The following is a 17,455-nucleotide window of genomic DNA, read 5'->3' on the forward strand; positions in this document are numbered from 1 at the left end:
CCCCGGGGGTGAATTAATGAAATCAGCCGACTATTATCATAATTACCCTCTCTGCCCGAGCTGTAATGAACCTGCGCTCACTGGATCATACCTCATTATCCAAGATGATGGAACATTGGCATGTCCAACTTGCGGAGCATTCTTCAGATCTTCAGTGGACCTTGATAAACACAGCGAGATACGTGATTTTATTGAAAAGCACTTCAAAGAACCCCTGAATATTGATTATATCCCTCTAATCTGGCCAATAAAAAATAATATCATTGAGAAGTCCTATCTGAAATGGCTTCCAAATATCAGAAGAGGGAAGTACTTAATAACATGGCCATGGAAAGATGTCAGATTTCTGCCCCTTCTAATTTCAGAGTGCCTGAGACTTCATAAGGATACTAAAATTGTTGTTGTTGAGGAAATTAAGGAAAAAGTCAATAAAAGAGAGGTCGGTTTACCTGACACCTTTTCTGCACTGGGAAGCCTTTACTATATAGAAAATTATTCTCATGATTTAAATTCTCCAGATCACACATATTTTAAGAGATATGTGGGAAGAATTGATCATAGAAGCATTTTTAAAAAGAAAAAAAAGATACATTACAGTATAAAGAATTCTAAGACCCGTCAAAAAACAGAAAAATCATTATATGATGAAAATTTGACAATCAGAAAATGTAAGAACCGTTTTTTGAAGTACTACAGAAAGCTTTATGGCGGAGAGGTCATAAGAAATCTAACAGTGTATGAAAACGGAAAAAAGAAAAAACAAAAACTTAATAATGACGGGATACTTGATATATCAATTGAAGAGCGTGAAGAATGGACAGGCCAGCTTCGTTTTCCTAAATTTGACATGTTCAGAGCAATACTGAATGCTAATGAGTTAATAAGGTTCAAAAATCAATTTAAATATGAATGCATAAATGAAAGGAGAGATGTTGACCTTTCAGGTCATTCTGTGGTTTTTTTATCCCAGTCCCTTGAACCAGAATATGTTTTTAGTCTCATTGAAGAATTTAATCCTGACATCGTATTCTTCCCTGATTCCGATTATTTTATCAATGAAAAAATTTTCATGGGACAGAGGTGGCAGAAATTTCGAGATTTTATTCTTTCAACAGAGTCTTCTGTTATGATGTTTTCATGCAGACCAGACAGCAGACACCTTTACAGAGACTTATGGGATAGGTTCACTATACACACATGGGACTGTATACCTCTAATTGAGATTATTATGAAAGAAAAAGATGATTCAAAACAATCCCCCTTTTCATCATCCTTAGGTGAAATATTTCTTCCCTCGCAGTGTATTCAAGTAGAGTACGTTCATCTTGACGAACTTGATAAAATAGAAGAGATATCTCATAAAATACTTGAAATGAACAATGATTCAACTCTGCGAAGATACCTCAGGAGTCTTCCAGAAACACCCCTTCACCTCCGTGGGGAATACAGATACTCAGTGGGGGGCTGGGTCATTGATAATATCCTCAATGAACTTTTGGATACCCCCTTGTTTGATGAAGCAAGAACCATGTTTGAAGATGTTTATTCAATTTCCGCAAGCTCCCAGCGAAACCCGATATTGAATTCAATGAAAGCAATCATTGAATCAGAAATGGTAGCTGATGAAAATCAAACCATATTTATAGTCCTGAAGTCATTGAGAGAAACAAAAATCCTGAAAAAAATTTTTGAGAGGGATGAAGATAAATCTGTCGAGATATGCACATGGAATGATCTCCCCAACCATTATGAAAAGAATAATTCAGTTGTAATTACAACATCATATCCACCTATAGACTACTCGATGAATGATACACAGCTAGCTAAATTCTACTTCATAGGGGGATCCAGCAATCTCAAGAAAATAAAATCAATAGTCGAAAACAGAATCACAGAGCAGATAAAAAAACCTCTACATATTCCATCCAGAGATGAAAATGCGCCGGCACTGCTATTTGATGTTACAGAAAAGATAAGTGATCAAAAAACTGTTAAAGAGGAAATTCTGAAGTTCGAGAAAATCCTTAGATCCGAATCACATGACAGATCATCGCTTCATGAAAGAACCCCTGCAAGACGTAAAAGAACCATAAAGCCCGGCACTGAATGTGTACTTGCCATAAATGAAATGAACGATGGAATGTTCATACCTCCCCACAGAATCCTGTTTTTTAAGGATGAGTATGCTGATAGAATAGAGCACATCAGAGCCGGAAGCAAAGCAGAAAACCTTCAGAACAGATCCTTGCTGCTGGATGAACATGGATTTTATGCATCATTCAAAATTCTCTTCACACAGTTCATGATAGAAATTGCTCCTCATCTGCAGATAAAAAGATCCTATTATAAATGGACAGGATTTTTGGAACTGGTTGAAGATTCCTATGAGTGGCTCAAGAATATGAAAACCGCTGTGGAAAAACTTATGAATACCCGTGGCTTCCATGAGGAGCAGGCAAAGGATTACCTTTCGAAATATCTTGTCAAATTTGATTTAAATGCCAGAAATCATGAATATATAAAAACTCACTGGTTGTCTGAGCCAGAGGTTATAAAAACGTCACGGGGTTATGTTCCCATTTTCGAAGTTGAACATCCCAAGGGACTTGCAGATGTTGAAAAAATATACATGGCCCTCAATGAACTGTTCCCTGAAATGGGACTCGATGAGGAGCAGGCAAGGAGATCCTACATCGCCTCACTGACACTTCAGGAGATGCGAAGGAAATTCTTAACCGACGGAAAACAATCATTACCTCTAAAACATCACAGACTCTATGATGAACTCTGGAAAGAAATAAAACACGTTCTCAAACGTTCCCGCAAGTTTAAAATAAAGCAAGCCAAAAATGTTAAGGTTAAAATACGTGCACCGTCCATGAAGATACTCTCAGATTATGAGAGATACATCAGATGAGTTGCAGCTGATTTTCTTCCCATATCTCAAGAATTTCCTTTTTAATTTCCATGAGTTCTGCATCATTAAGTATCTTTCCATTTCGTGTGAGATGACCCCTCAGGATCCGCAGTATAAATGAAACAACAGCATGTCCTATCATATCCCCCTTAAGACCATAGGGAGGTTCTGAGAGAAACCGCATCTCTTCAACAATATCAACCTTTTCCTTTTTTGAGAGTCTATCAACGGTGACCTCTACCACTGTCTTGAAAGGATGTTCTGTGTTGGTTTTCAGGTTGAGGTCCTCATCCACGATCCATTTCCCATTCGTATCACGGAGAAGGTAGGATAGAAAGCGGAATAAACGTTTGCTGGATTTCTCCCTGAACTCATCAAGGGTCTTTGAGAGGAAGAAGATTTTGAAAACAGTTGGATATTCCTTACCGGTTTTCCAGAGGTTTCTGTTTCCACGTATCTCGGGTATGTTCTCAGGGCCGAAGGGGAAAATCTTTCTTGAGAGTTCACTGTTTATCAGTTCACTGATACCGTAGAGCCTATCACCCCCACCTGATTCACCGTTGAGGTACCACTTGAAACCTGACTGCATCATTTCTCCGATCCAGGTCGAGATTATCCTATCAGCAATCCTTCTGTGTTCATCCCCATCTCTGGCCTCTGCAAGTGCCAGATGATCAAGCAGCAGCTCAAATCTCTCCCCTCCAATGGCCACATCCGGACAGATGACTATGACATTCCTTAAGTCATTAAAATTCATTTTAAAATCTGTGTCATCAATTCTAAGTAAAAGAAGAAGAGGTATGGATGAGCCTGGTCCTCTGAACCTCTCTAATTTTAACTCACCATCTGCGGTCGCACACACTATTATGAGTTCTCTGAGTGAGGCGCCCCTTATGAAACCATATAGGTCATGAATCCTTTCACCGAATAGTCTCTCAGGGTTCTCCATGAGAGAATCACGTAATTTCTCCCTCAATCTGATCTCATCAGGGGTCAGGTCTGGTCTCTTGGTGTTGAAGGTTTTGAGGAAGGTTATATAGGTGTCAAGCACCTCAGTGGATGGTGTTTTTTTAAGGTAGATAACCCCCTCGGCAATATTCAGGAGTCCATAATCTTCCAGTTCTTCAAGCAAACGCTTTAGTGGTTCCTCCTCCAGCCCAAAAAGCCTCAGTGGACATCCTGGAACTTCACCAGTTAAAAGATCATTTATTTTTATTTTTCCTGTTTCCAGCTCCTCTGAAAGCCTGTAAATGCAGTATGCCATCACATGAGGGTCAAGATCATTGAGTTGAACCCTTTTAATCGGTCTACCCCTTCCCCTTCCTCTGAAACTAACCAGTTTCCCAAGTGGTGAGTGCTCAAACGTGTTAATGATGGCTGAGACAGGGTTTTTCAGGGTTGATTCTGTGAGGGCGGGCTCCTCAGCCTTCAGAATATCTGTGATCTCATCCTTGCTGAGGTACTCGTCAAATCCGACATGGTCACAGAATATTCTAACTGCAGGGGAACCATGGTACAGTTCTGTCCATATTATCTGCCAGGCTGATTCAGGTTCCATGAAGTAAATATCACGGATTCTCCTGAAGAGGGGCATTACCCTTTTTCTTACGATGAGCCCTGCATCCTCAAGCCAGGACTCGAGGGCCTTCACCTGCATGGGACCTAAATTATTCCTTTCAGTCCACCCATCCTCCCACAGAAAGATGGATGGTAGCCATTCATCCCTCAGACCAAATGTGGAGTATCTGTCAATGCCCCTTTTTGAATTCATCATAGATTAAATAGTGGATGATAAAATAAATAAATTTGGGGTGGCTTTCTTGGTTAGATATGTTAATTTGAGGATAGTATCTGATGGGGAAGAGATAGAGGGGCTTCAGGAGCGAATGAAACGTATTCTCACTGAAAGGGCTGACAGAGTCGTTGAGGGTGGAGCAAGCTTTCAGGGTGGTGAAGAGAAGGGGAAGGTTTACTGGATCTCGGACCTCAGGATATGGTACATGACCCATTTCATCGAGGGAAGCAGGTACTGGAACGGTTTTGGGACGGATGAACCTGCTGAAGGTGAAAACAGGACAATCGTCTGTGAGATAAACTTTCCTCCTGAAGGCATAGATCGTAGAATTGGAGCTGCCTTTGCACGTGACCCCCTCGGAAACTACTACGTGGTTCACAGGGGCAAACTTGGGGTAACTACAGTAAGAAATTTTTTGAGGATAATTATAACGGCGAGTGGACGACGGTGGCTGATGGTGACCGGGAAAGCAGGGTTGTGGTGATAGGACCCCTGGACGAGACACTCCCCGAGAATATAAGGGACTTTGTATATGAGGTTAAAAGAATAAAGACCGGTTCCATGGCTGTTTTCAGGGTTTTATCAGGTAAAGAAGAGATAGAAAAGGCTCAGAAAAAACTTTATGGACTATTTAAATCACGCGCCAGTGAAACCATTGACCCATCATCGATAAGATTCCCATGGCCCGGAGCAGAAGAGGCCCTCTGGATCTCAGACCTCAAATTGTGGTATGTTTACAGGCAGATGGACGGACACAGAAACGCATTCGGTACAAATGCGCCTGGAAGTTCCAAAAAGCCTGTTATCTGTGAATTTAATATACCTGAAGAGGGGATCAACAGATATTTCGGAAGCGCCTTTGTAGACGACGGTAAAGGTGACTACTACCTCATACACCGTGGCAATATTGCAGGAGTCAGCAAAGAAAAACTTAAGGAGGCATTCAGGGACCAGTGGATCACGGTCACCTATGATGAAGGCGACGAAGAAGTCCTGCTAGTGGGAAAGATCAATAAAACCCTCCCGGAAAGAATAAAGGACTTTGTATACAGTATCAAAGATATGAAAAAGGATGGGACTGTTTTCAGGGTTTTATCAGATAAAGAAGAGATAGCAAGAACTCAGAAAACCCTTGACAAAATACTGAAATCCCGTGCCAGTGAAATCGTGGAGCCATCAATGGTAAAATTCACATGGCCAGATGCAAAGGAGGCATACTGGATCCCTGATCTTAAAATGTGGTATGTATACAGAGACAGGGAGGGAAGCCATAAAAATGCTTTCGGGACAAATAGGCCCGGAAGCTCCGAAAAACCTGTTATCTGCACACTCAATATACCCAAAGAAGGTATCAACAGGTATGTTAAGGGCGCCTTTGTAACTGACTCCGATGGCAATCACTACCTCATACACCGTGGAGGCATTTCAGGAGTCAGTAAAGAAAAATTTAAGGAGATATTCCATGAACAGTGGATCACTGTCATCGATGACGAAGGCCATGACGAATCGGTTCTCATAGGAAAAATTGATGAAAACATCCCTGAGATGATAAAGAATTTCGTAGACAGGTTCATATGGATAAAAAACTGCGGTTGGGGAATCAGCTTCCATGATTTTCTGAAACTCAGGGACTACCACTTCAAACCGGAACTCGTCGAGAACTTCCTCCTCTCACTCAAGGTGAAGCCCTTCGTTATCCTCACAGGTAACTCAGGTACAGGTAAGACGAAGATCGCCCAGCTCTACGGCCAGCACATCTCAACCCCTGAGAGGAAGAGGTACCTCATCGTACCTGTGGGCGCCAACTGGACCGAGAAGAGGCACATATTCGGTTACCTCAACATCATGACAGGTAAATACCAGAGCACCCCTGCACTTGACTTCATAATGAGGGCCTCAGAGGACCCCGAGAATCCCTACATACTCATACTCGATGAGATGAACCTTTCACACGTGGAACGCTACTTCTCAGACTTCCTCTCAGCCCTCGAGAGTGGTGAACCCGTACCCCTCCATGACGACCCTGACTGTGGCTTCCCCTCAGAGATAACACTCCCAGAGAACCTCCTGGTTGTCGGTACCGTGAACGTGGATGAGACAACCTACATGTTCTCACCAAAGGTCCTCGACCGTGCCAACACCATAGAATTCGAGACCCTGAACCCCAGGGAATACCTCCTGGAGGAGGGGGAACCTGGAGAACCTGCGGGGGACCTGAAATTCCTGGAGGACCCCTTCAACCATGATACCGGTGACCTGGGGGATCTGGGAGGCATCCGTGATGACCTGGTCAGTGAACTTAGCTTCTTCCATGAGAAACTTCAGAGGGCAGGCTTTGACTTCGGTTTCAGGGTCACCAGGGAGGTCCTGGAATTCATGCACGCCGCATGGGTGTACGAGGGAAAACCCGCAAAATGGGAAAACTGGGAGCGCTACCTGGACGCCCAGATCAAACAGAAGATCCTGCCCAAGATCCACGGCCCGGAGAGGCTCCTGAGGGACACCCTCAATGAACTGAAGGACCACTGCGAGGGGAGATTCCCTGAATCCGGGGATAAACTAGGGGAAATGGTGGATACACTGAGGATCCAGCGCTACGTATCGTTCATAAGGTAGTTGAAGATGGACTCCGAGATCATCATAGAGTTTCAGCTCGGCACCCTGAGGATCAGGAGCGGCCCGGCCCCCGGGGAGATACCTGAGAGAACCATCGAGATTAACGGTTACCCTGTGAGTCTCATAAACGTCCCCGAGGTTGAAAGGCCTGGTCTCAACCCAATCGAGCACTGCCCATACTATGATAACCTCTCAGAGATCATGCTAATGGAGGAGACCCAGTACCATGTGCTCTTTGAGGGTCCAGGTGAATGTGATGTCCTCCCATCCCTGAAGAGGGATGCTGTATTCCAGGAGCTCAGGTTTCAGTTAGAAGAAAAATCGGCTGGTTTCCTCAACTTCAGGAGCTACGCCGGCAAGTCCTTCCTTGATGTCTCCTCCGGCGACCTCCATGAGGCGATACCAGTTGAGGTGCGCTCAAAGAAGATAAACTACCATGAACAGTACCCTGCAATGCTCTCAGAGCTTTCAGATGAGATAACCTCCCTCATACTGAACTCCGATTCCCCAATATTCCAGAGGTTCACCGTGGATGACCACTCTGCAAGAACGCTCTACGAGGACTTCCTCATCCTCGAGCATATCTTCAGGCCTGAGAACCTCCATGCCGCTGCAGAGCACATAAATCAGATGTACTCATCGGGCCTCCGGCGGGAGGTTGAACTGGTGCCTGCAGGCCTGGCCGCCACTGTTGACCCTGAGGAGATCATATCCGTGATTTCAACCCCCGGTAATATTGATAGTGGTATCCCCAGGGTACTCCCCGAGGTGAGACTCCGTGAAACCCCTGACATCCCCGAGAACCGGTTCTACAGGTACTTCCTTGAGTCACTTGAGGACCTTATCCTGAGGCTACTTGAAACAGCCCCTGAGGGTTACATAAGGGACTCCCTTGAGGGGTTCCTTGATGATGTCAGGGGATTCCTCTCTGCCCGCTGGCTCATGGATGTGGGGGAACTCAGCGTTCTCCCCCTCAACTCACAGGTCCTCCAGAAGAGGGAGGGTTACAGGGACATACTCAGGTACTTCTTCATGCTGGACCTTTCACTGAGGTTCACCTGGGATGAACTTGAGGATGCCATCAGGGGCTTTGAGAGGAAGCTCAGCGAACTCTACGAGTACTGGTGCTACTTCAGGCTCATAGGGATACTTGAGGATATAACCGGGGACTCCGTTAACCCCTGTGATATCTTTGACCTCAATGACTGGGGTGTGAGGCTCAGGAGGGGGATGTCGGTGCTGAGGTTCAGTATGGGGGATGTGGAGCTCGCACTATCCTACAACGGGAGATTCACGAGGAATACCCGTTGCAGTTCCTATTCACTGCCCTTCAGACCCGACTATTCACTCCTTGTGGATGTGGGAGAGTGCACCTACTTCATCCACCTCGATGCCAAGTACCGGTCAACCGTTAACCCTGAGGACTTCTATGATATAGACCTCCGGGACGCCGAGGAGGAACTTGAAAGCCGCTACAGGGATGGGGATGTATACAAGATGCACACCTACAAGGACGCCATACTCCACAGCATGGGGGCATACATCCTCTACCCTGGCAGCGAAAGGGTGATATTCAATGAGGGAACCGGAGAGGTCCCATCTGTGGGTGCATTCCCCATGAGGCCCGGTGAATCCGATGTGGATGAGAAGATACTCCGCAATTTCATTGAGAGGGCCATCAGGAGAATAGCCGAAGAAAAATAAAGAATTGATTCAAAAAAACAGGATCATCCGAGAAGGTCACTTAGCCTCTCGGCACTCCTCTTCATCTCTATCCTGATCATTCCCAGGTTCACATCCACGTCGGTTATCACGACGAGGATCCCCTCACCGGCATCGATCATGAGGGTCTTACCACGTTTACCCTCAATCATGACCTGCTCGAGGGGCTCATGCTTTATCTCCTCGGCCGACCTCTCGGCTGTACCAAACACCGCTGAGGCCATTGCACCCACGAGTTCCGCGTCGATGTCACCTGAAACCTCACTCTCTATTATGAGACCGTCCTTTCCAACAACCAGGGATCCGTTAACACCGTTCACCCTTCCAAGGTCCTTGAGTATCCTTTCTATCAACTTCAAACCCCCTATTCAAACATCTTCCTCATGCACCTTCTTATTGTACCCTCAGCTGCACGGTCCCCCATGACGGTTTTGAGTTCACCTGTGAGGGCCTGGGCAGCCACAAGGTCCGTGTGTTTAACATCGGCGCCCTCGATCCATTTCATGACATCATCGTTGAGCTGGGAGATCTTCCTGAGGGCTGCGTCCAGTTCCTCCTGTTCATCAAGGAGGTGCATTGACTTTGCGCTTTTCACCAGGAGTTCAGGGTTCATGGCCCTGGCCATTCCATCAACACCTGATGTCTCAACGAGGGATGCCATGGTCTGGAGTGTCATGAGTATCTGCTTCTCAACCATCTCCTCAGGGGCCTTTATTATCTGGGTACCCACGTAGTAGTAGTCCAGGACACCTGCAAGTGCCACCGCAGTGACCAGGGAGCCCATATCTGCAACTGCTGAAGTCACATCCGCCGGGACCACGTAGGCTGTCTTACCTGTGCTCTCTGCGAGTTCAGCGCACCTTGCGATCTGTTCATCTGTTGCAATGTCAAGTTCCGCTGTGGGCCTTCCGCCTATAACGTAGTGCTCGTGCTGCGGTGTCCCTGGCACAGCCGCAGGGTGCATTGAGGACACACCTATATCTGTTCTGTCCATTTTTAATTCTTTTTCGAGGACATAGTACAGCACCACCGGCGATACCGTGCAGGTGTTGGCTATAACCGCACCCTCTGGTAACTCAGGGAGTATCTCCCTGGCTATCCTTACGGTTCCCTTTCCGAAGGGTGTGAATAGCACCGCAACATCGGCTTCAGCTGCGGCCTCCTTATCGTTATCTGTGACAGTTACACCTGCTTCCTCAACAAGGTTCCAGTGCTCATCTTCCAGTACATCCCTTACAGGTTCTGCAAGTGTAACCTCGTGTCCGGCCTGTGCGAATTCCATGGCCATTCTGCTTCCGCCGTATGGAGCCTCCCCGCCGTACTTTTCAGGGAGGTTCAGTTCCTCAGTATATAATTTCTGATTACCAGCACCGTAAACTGTCACCTTCATTGTTATCACTCTTTCATGTGAAAGTCTCCAGAAGAAAAAATAGGTTATAGAAAATCACCCTATTAAAGTTTTTCCATGAATGGGCTGATGAAATTCTGTTATTACTTATTCAGGGCATTGATATTCTTTTATTACTTATTCAGAACATTAAATGAGGGTTTAATTTGAAAGATTTCATTTTCCGCTTGTGAAAGGTTATAAATAATCCATGATATAAATTAGTATCCAGTTCATGCTTTCTTCGAGGGGGTTCCGATGTGAAAGATCTTCAGAAAGGTGTCAGGGTACTGTCTGAGGTTATTATTCTGCTTCTACTTGGACTCGATGGGCTATCACTCCTTGTCAGCACATTCCTTCCCCTTCAGCCAGGGACATTCTCAAGGATAGTCCTCCTGGACCTCCTCACAAGTATCACGGTTGTGACAGCCTACATACTTCGGCCGGGAGTCCGCGACAGGTGGAACATTCCCGTTGTAATGGTGCCCTTCTACTTCATTGGTGTGAACCTCCTGGGGGCGAACCCTGATTCTGTCATACTTGCAGTTCTGAATCTCATAAAGGTTGTGGGGCTTTTCATTGCATTCAGGGACCTTGCGGGGTCTGTTGGGGAGTTCATAAGGACCAGCCGCCTCGGCTATGGCCTGGGGCTCTTTGTATCTGTGCTTTTCGTATTCACAATCGTATTCTACCTGGTTGAGAGTCCCGTGAATCCCCTTGTGAGGACATATGAGGACTCATTATGGTACGTCCTCCAGACCATCACAACTGTGGGCTACGGTGATATAATACCTGTAACAGCCCTTGGCAGGCTGACTGGTGTGATCATAATGATCAGTGCCATTGCATCCACAAGCCTGATAACCGCTTCTGCGACATCCACACTCCTTGAGACCCTCAGGAAGGAGCAGAAGAGGATAGAATCTGCACGGAGGGATGAGTTCAGGAGGCTCAGTGATAAGCTGGATGAACTCGAGATGAAACTTGAGAGAATAGAGGACATGCTTGAAAAACGCAGATGAAGACTAACCCCAAAAAAAACACAGACAAATTAACCCTACCAAAACGCAGATGAAGACTAACCCCAAAAAAAACACAGACAAATTAACCCTACCAAAACGCAGATGAAGACTAACCCCAAAAAAAACACAGACAAATTAACCCTACCAAAACGCAGATGAAGACTAACCCCAAAAAAAACACAGACAAATTAACCCTACCAAAACGCAGATGAAGACTAACCCCAAAAAAAACACAGACAAATTAACCCTACCAAAACGCAGATGAAGACTAACCCCAAAAAAAACACAGACAAATTAACCCTACCAAAACGCAGATGAAGACTAACCCCAAAAAAAACACAGACAAATTAACCCTACCAAAACGCAGATGAAGACTAACCCCAAAAAAAACACAGACAAATTAACCCTACCAAAACGCAGATGAAGACTAACCCCAAAAAAAACACAGACAAATTAACCCTACCAAAACGCAGATGAAGACTAACCCCAAAAAAAACACAGACAAATTAACCCTACCAAAACGCAGATGAAGACTAACCCCAAAAAAAACACAGACAAATTAACCCTACCAAAACGCAGATGAAGACTAACCCCAAAAAAAACACAGACAAATTAACCCTACCAAAACGCAGATGAAGACTAACCCCAAAAAAAACACAGACAAATTAACCCTACCAAAACGCAGATGAAGACTAACCCCAAAAAAAACACAGACAAATTAACCCTACCAAAACGCAGATGAAGACTAACCCCAAAAAAAACACAGACAAATTAACCCTACCAAAACGCAGATGAAGACTAACCCCAAAAAAAACACAGACAAATTAACCCTACCAAAACGCAGATGAAGACTAACCCCAAAAAAAACACAGACAAATTAACCCTACCAAAACGCAGATGAAGACTAACCCCAAAAAAAACACAGACAAATTAACCTTTCACAGCTGTCCCGGTGGCTGTCACAGCTAGAACCTCCCCACCGAGACCCCTGAGCACCGTGACCTCAACATCAATGTCAACCACCCCCACAGCCCCCATGGCCTCAGCACTCCGCAGCATGCGCTCAACAGCCAGCCTTCGAAGTTCGGTAATTTCATCGGGTTTCCCTACAGCCTCCCCCGCGGCTATACCAAGCACTTCACCTCCAGCATCATAGCCAAGGGGTATGGCCCCGTTTTTTGGTACCAGAAGGTCACCCACACCCTTACCTGCGAGTCCCAGGAGGTATGTTATGATTGCCGCGAGGAGGAAGTTCACTGCTGTGGGGAATGCCGCCTGGAAGGCCAGCATCAGACCCCCCACCGTGAACACATTCCACTCGATGGGTTCAACCGGGAAGAACCAGCCGTAGATGTTCACGGCAAAAAAGACCAGAATCGCGCTAACAGCGCCGGTGCTTGCCCCGTACTTCCTCCCTGCAATGTATGACTCGACGAATCCTGCGAGGAGGGGGGATACTATGTACATGATGTTGAAGCCGAATACCACAAGCTGGAACCTTACAGAGAGGATGGCTGATAAGAGACCCGCTGCAAGGCCCGCTGCAACCGCAATGACGGCCCACCTGTACCTCCCCAACGACAACATCCCGGTTCACTCCTCAAGGGACACCGCTGTCCCGGTGGCGGATACGAGGATAGTGTTACCCATTGTACCCCCAAGGTTGTGGTAATCAATCCTCACCCCTATAATTGCGTCAGCCCCCAGCTTCTCGGCGGCCTCCCTCATGGAGGATAGGGCCAGTTCCCTTGCCCTTGCAAGTTCCCTCTCATAGGCCGATGTCCTGCCACCAACCACGTCCCTCACACCCGAGAAGAGGTCCTTGTATATGTTGGCCCCTATGAGCGCATCCCCGGTCACGATACCATGGTACCTGCCTATCACCTTACCCTCAACGGTATTCGACGTTAATATGAGCATCAATAACACCCCACTCTAACCATAGCCACTTCGTAGTCCCCATGCATTATTCCCCCCATCACCAACACCCACTCTAAATATATCCACAATGGGATACATAGTTAACTGTACAGATAAAGGGGGGTTTATATGAGGGAATATTTTTTTCTGCTCCTCATCGTTGTGGCCGTTGCTGTCTCAGGCTGCACCGTCACAACCGAGGGCAACAATACAGTCCCGGACGTTCCATACAGGACGTACTCTGACAGTGAGATCTCATTCAGGTACCCTGCGAACTGGACCTCAGAGAACCTGACGGTTGCAAGTCCAAACAGCATCGCAGCGGTCGCTGACCCATCAGGGGTGGATGAGGCAGGTAACCTTGAGACCCTGGTCATCATACAGAGCATTCCACTGCCATCAGGGAGGACCCTGAAGGACGTCTATGATGAAACCTACCGGGCCTTTTCAGGTGAGCCAGGTTACAGGCTGATCTCTGAGAGGACGCTCACAGTTGACGGTGTAACCGCATATGAAAACATACACACCATCAACGTGGATGGGGTGGCGAAACAGGAACGTGCAACCTGGCTTGAGAAGAACGGGAAGATCTACGTCATACTCTGCGGAACAACGCCTGAGAGGTTCGATTCTGAAAAGAGGAACTTTGACCTTATCACCTACTCCTTCCAGGTGAAGTGATGAGAACCCTCACATCATTTTCTATCACTGCATCAATATCCAGGGTGAAGTGATGAGGCTCATTCCCCTTCTTTTTCTGATCATTGTATCTGTATCATGCTGCACAGCAGGCTACAGGGTCTTTGAGAACCATGAGATCATATTCCACTACCCCGCATCCTGGAGGCAGGTCTCCTTCATCCACCCACCATATGATGTGGAACGGGGTTACGAGTATGCCATCACCGTTGCAGAGCCTGGCGGGGAACTCAGGACCATGGTCACGGTTGAAAAACTGAAGGCTGACTACAGGTTCCCTGTACCGGATAATCTCACCGGAGAAAGGGAGGTCACAGTGAACGGCTACCGTGGGGTTGAGTTCATTTACCCTGAAAATGGTAGCATGGTGAGGGCGACCACAATTGTCACCCCCAGGGGGCGGTATGCCGTGATATGTAAGGCAGATAGGGGTGACTTTGAAATGGAGAAGGAAAACTTCGACCTTGTAACATACTCATTCAGGGTGAAGCAGTGAAAACTAAAGGGTCCCATAGAGCCCTGCTACATGCTCACATATGGAGTGGAAGGTGCACCACCTGCAGAAATCGTTCTTCCTTGCAGGGAATTCCTCCCTCCTCACCCTACCGGCAACCTCAATGAGAACCGCTTCAACATCATCCAGTGGTTCTATCTCATGCCACTCTGAATCCTCAAAGGTGTAGGCAAGGAAGCCATCAAAGTCCTCTTCAAGGGCGTGCCTGTAGAGTCCAAGCTGAAGAGAGATATCAGTCGCCTCTATACCTTCCCCTGTCATTGCCTTGAAGTCAACGAGTTCCAGTCCGCCATTGGGGTTTTCTATGATGAGGTCTGTCTGACCTGTCAGCATGAAGCCATCCCTCATTATACTGAAGGGTTTCTCTGCAGAGATTATTCTGGCTGCACGGGACCTTATATCCTCAATGTAGCGTTTCAGTTTTGATTTGAAGGCATCAAACGCCTCCCTGCTTAAATTCAGATCCCTGAGGGTTTCTGATGCCAGCTCATGTATGTAGCCATCGGTTATGACCTCACCCCTCATGAGGCGCCTGTTTATCCTCCTGAGGCACTCATGGACCGCCATACCATAGATCTGGTTCATGGTTGACGGGACATCGAAGCCGTACTCATAGAGCATCATGTACCTGAATGGGCACGTGAGGTAGGTGTTGAGTTCTGTGAAGCTCATCCTGAAGGTCTCCATGGATTCAATATCCCCCACCTCACAGGTGTTCTTTATGACCTCTATCCTGGCATATTCAGGGTCTATCCTCCCCAGCTTATCGCTTGTTATCCTTGAAGCCGAGAGAAGGTCCTCTATGAATGGTGAATACCCCAGTCTTCCCCTGTGGTTCTCTGTCGCAGAGATTATGAGCATGTCCTGGGCCCTTGTCATTCCCACATAGAATAGCCGTCTCTCCTCAAGTACATCACCTCTTCCAGTACTCTTTCTGAGTTCATCAGGGATGCTGAGGTCCTCCTGTTCATCTCTATTCTTCCTTGGTAGTTTTCCATTGAAGACAGAACAGATTATGACAACGGGAAACTCAAGGCCCTTTGCCCTGTGCATGGTCATGACATTGACAGAGTATGGGTTGTCAAGGAGGATCTGGTCGTACTTCTTAACGCTTCCATTCATCGCCATCCTCACAAACTCCATGAGGCCCTCCACGGTGGGTTCTGAGGATACCCGCTCATAGTCCTTGATTATTGAACTGAACCTTGCAAGGTTGTAGAGTTTCTCCCTTGACTCATCATCACCCCTCTCAAGGAGCCTGTGGGGGTACCTGCTGATCTCAAGGATCTCATAGTACCTCTCAAGGACGCCGATGTCACTTTCTATGAGTCTGTTGAGGGCGACGAGTTTTCCAATATCATCCTGGTCAGTGAATCCTGCCTCCCTGAATTCTTCGTGGGTTCTGAGTGACCTGAAGCCCTCATCACCCAGATTTTTGATTATCTCAATGGTTTCACCGGTGAGGTCCATGAATTCACTCTCAAAGTGTTCGGTGTTTTCATTGCTCAGTTTAATTATCCTACGCCTTATACTCCTTGTGTGGTGGAGGAGCTGTATGATGTAGAGTATCTCCTCCCTGTCAAAGAATCCACCCTCACCGTAGACGTTGAAGGGCATTCCCTCCCTTCTGAGTTCATTCATTATCTCGACTGCATCGTGTTTAACACTCCTGAAGAGGAGTGTCACGTACCCCTGGTGGGGGATCACATCATGGTCCACGAGGGCCCTTATTATGCTGACTATGTTTCCTGGTTCATCCTGGTGGGTGGGGTTGTCGAGGATGAAGACCCTGTTTTTTGAGTTCCTCACAGGCCTTATGGTCTTGGGGTAGTCCCTGTACCCCTCCATGAACCTCTGGGTGATGTCCACTATGCTGGGTACTGAACGGAAGTTCCTCTCAAGCATCACAACCTCTGCATCGTACTTGTCCTCGAAGCCCAGGAAGTTCTCTGGCGTGGATCCCCTGAAGCCGTAGATGCTCTGGTCCTCATCCCCAACTGCGAATATGTTTTTTTCATCACCTGCAAGGAGCTCCAGAAACCTCTCCTGTATGGGGTTGGTGTCCTGGTACTCGTCAACCATGAGGAACCTGTACCTTGACCTGAGATCCTTGAGGACCCCCCCATCATTTTCAAGGAGTTTTACGACCTGCCACTGCATCCCTGAGAAGTCCAGGACCCTCTTTTCCTCCATGAGTTTGAGGTACTTACCATATGCCTCTGCAACGACGATATCTGTCTTTTTTGAACCATTGGAGCGGTGGTATTCCAGGAGTGTCTCCGGTTCAATCATGTTCTCCTGACATTCACTGAAAAAGGTCTGGATTTTAAGAAATCGTTCCCTGGGGGTGTGCCTTAATCCAAGTTCTTCCCTGTGGTCGTAGATGAACATGAGCTGTTTTTCCTCATCCAGGACATGGAAGTGGGAACCCAGGGGGTGGTGGTCAGGGTACATGCGGAGTATGCGGTTGCAGAATGAGTGTATGGTGGATATCTGCATCTCCTCTGCCCTTGAACCCACGCGCCCCAGTATCCTCTCCTTCAGCTCATCGGCAGCCTTCTTTGTGAAGGTTATCACCACGAGGCTCCCTGGATCAACCCCCCTTTCCTCTATGAGCTGGGCCACTCTCTCAACTATGATCCTGGTCTTCCCGGCCCCTGGCCCTGCAACAACCAGCATGGGGCCGGTGAAGTGTTCCACAGCCCTGCGCTGTTCATCTGTGAGCTGGATCTCCCCTCCCATTCAATGCACCACCTGAATGTTATTTCTATGGTATCCCTTTACTTTTATAGTTTTTCTGTTGAATAAGACCGTATTACAAATTTACTTTAATTAAATTAAAGAAAATTTTAAATATTTAATT

General features: G+C 46.7%; 13 protein-coding genes. 7 read left to right on the forward strand and 6 right to left on the reverse strand.

Annotated features, from left to right (window positions below):
* The first annotated feature begins 16 nt into the window (after window positions 1-16).
* On the forward strand, window positions 17-2,917 hold the full coding sequence (locus tag AB9H23_RS03065; protein WP_370005503.1) for a hypothetical protein: 2,901 nt from the start codon (window positions 17-19) through the stop codon (window positions 2,915-2,917).
* Here AB9H23_RS03065 and AB9H23_RS03070 read toward each other — a convergent pair.
* A complete protein-coding gene (locus tag AB9H23_RS03070; protein ID WP_370005504.1) occupies window positions 2,910-4,574 on the reverse strand; it encodes a hypothetical protein in 1,665 nt (554 codons plus the stop codon). The two genes, AB9H23_RS03065 and AB9H23_RS03070, sit on opposite strands and share 8 nt — an antisense overlap.
* A gap of 163 nt (window positions 4,575-4,737) precedes the next feature.
* On the opposite strand from AB9H23_RS03070, the gene AB9H23_RS03075 reads away from it, so the two are divergent.
* From AB9H23_RS03075 to AB9H23_RS03085, 3 genes are read left to right on the forward strand one after another with little or no spacing between them, the layout of a single operon-like run.
* The gene (locus AB9H23_RS03075) at window positions 4,738-5,196 is read left to right on the forward strand and encodes a hypothetical protein (RefSeq protein ID WP_370005506.1); all 459 of its coding nucleotides are present in this window, start codon (window positions 4,738-4,740) and stop codon (window positions 5,194-5,196) included.
* Window positions 5,160-7,328, forward strand: a complete 2,169-nt coding sequence (locus AB9H23_RS03080; protein WP_370005508.1) for an McrB family protein — start codon at window positions 5,160-5,162, stop codon at window positions 7,326-7,328. The genes AB9H23_RS03075 and AB9H23_RS03080 overlap by 37 nt, the downstream gene beginning before the upstream one ends.
* A gap of 6 nt (window positions 7,329-7,334) precedes the next feature.
* Window positions 7,335-9,032, forward strand: coding sequence for a DUF2357 domain-containing protein (locus tag AB9H23_RS03085; RefSeq protein ID WP_370005510.1), 1,698 nt, complete (start codon window positions 7,335-7,337; stop codon window positions 9,030-9,032).
* 23 nt (window positions 9,033-9,055) lie between these two features.
* Here the strand turns inward: AB9H23_RS03085 and AB9H23_RS03090 are convergent, their stop codons facing one another.
* A complete protein-coding gene (locus AB9H23_RS03090; protein WP_013295713.1) occupies window positions 9,056-9,403 on the reverse strand; it encodes a roadblock/LC7 domain-containing protein in 348 nt (115 codons plus the stop codon).
* Window positions 9,404-9,414: 11 nt separating this feature from the next.
* Window positions 9,415-10,440, reverse strand: a complete 1,026-nt coding sequence (locus tag AB9H23_RS03095; RefSeq protein WP_370005512.1) for a H(2)-dependent methylenetetrahydromethanopterin dehydrogenase-related protein — start codon at window positions 10,438-10,440, stop codon at window positions 9,415-9,417.
* Window positions 10,441-10,697: 257 nt separating this feature from the next.
* On the opposite strand from AB9H23_RS03095, the gene AB9H23_RS03100 reads away from it, so the two are divergent.
* The gene (locus tag AB9H23_RS03100) at window positions 10,698-11,459 is read left to right on the forward strand and encodes a potassium channel family protein (RefSeq protein WP_370005513.1); all 762 of its coding nucleotides are present in this window, start codon (window positions 10,698-10,700) and stop codon (window positions 11,457-11,459) included.
* 930 nt (window positions 11,460-12,389) lie between these two features.
* On the opposite strand, the gene AB9H23_RS03105 is transcribed toward AB9H23_RS03100, so the two are convergent.
* Both AB9H23_RS03105 and AB9H23_RS03110 read right to left on the reverse strand, forming a co-directional pair.
* On the reverse strand, window positions 12,390-13,037 hold the full coding sequence (locus tag AB9H23_RS03105; RefSeq protein ID WP_370005515.1) for a heavy metal-binding domain-containing protein: 648 nt from the start codon (window positions 13,035-13,037) through the stop codon (window positions 12,390-12,392).
* A gap of 15 nt (window positions 13,038-13,052) precedes the next feature.
* Window positions 13,053-13,379, reverse strand: coding sequence for a YbjQ family protein (locus AB9H23_RS03110; RefSeq protein WP_013295717.1), 327 nt, complete (start codon window positions 13,377-13,379; stop codon window positions 13,053-13,055).
* Between the two features lie 129 nt (window positions 13,380-13,508).
* Here AB9H23_RS03110 and AB9H23_RS03115 point away from each other — a divergent pair, with 129 nt between their 5' ends.
* Both AB9H23_RS03115 and AB9H23_RS03120 read left to right on the forward strand, forming a co-directional pair.
* Window positions 13,509-14,060, forward strand: a complete 552-nt coding sequence (locus AB9H23_RS03115; protein WP_013295718.1) for a PsbP-related protein — start codon at window positions 13,509-13,511, stop codon at window positions 14,058-14,060.
* Window positions 14,061-14,112: 52 nt separating this feature from the next.
* Complete coding sequence (locus tag AB9H23_RS03120) at window positions 14,113-14,574, forward strand: hypothetical protein (RefSeq protein ID WP_013295719.1); 462 nt, start codon at window positions 14,113-14,115, stop codon at window positions 14,572-14,574.
* A gap of 3 nt (window positions 14,575-14,577) precedes the next feature.
* On the opposite strand, the gene AB9H23_RS03125 is transcribed toward AB9H23_RS03120, so the two are convergent.
* On the reverse strand, window positions 14,578-17,334 hold the full coding sequence (locus tag AB9H23_RS03125) for an ATP-dependent helicase (protein WP_370005518.1): 2,757 nt from the start codon (window positions 17,332-17,334) through the stop codon (window positions 14,578-14,580).
* Window positions 17,335-17,455: the final 121 nt, after the last annotated feature.

The organism is Methanothermobacter sp. KEPCO 2, from assembly GCF_041228365.1.
Classification (GTDB): domain Archaea; phylum Methanobacteriota; class Methanobacteria; order Methanobacteriales; family Methanothermobacteraceae; genus Methanothermobacter; species Methanothermobacter marburgensis.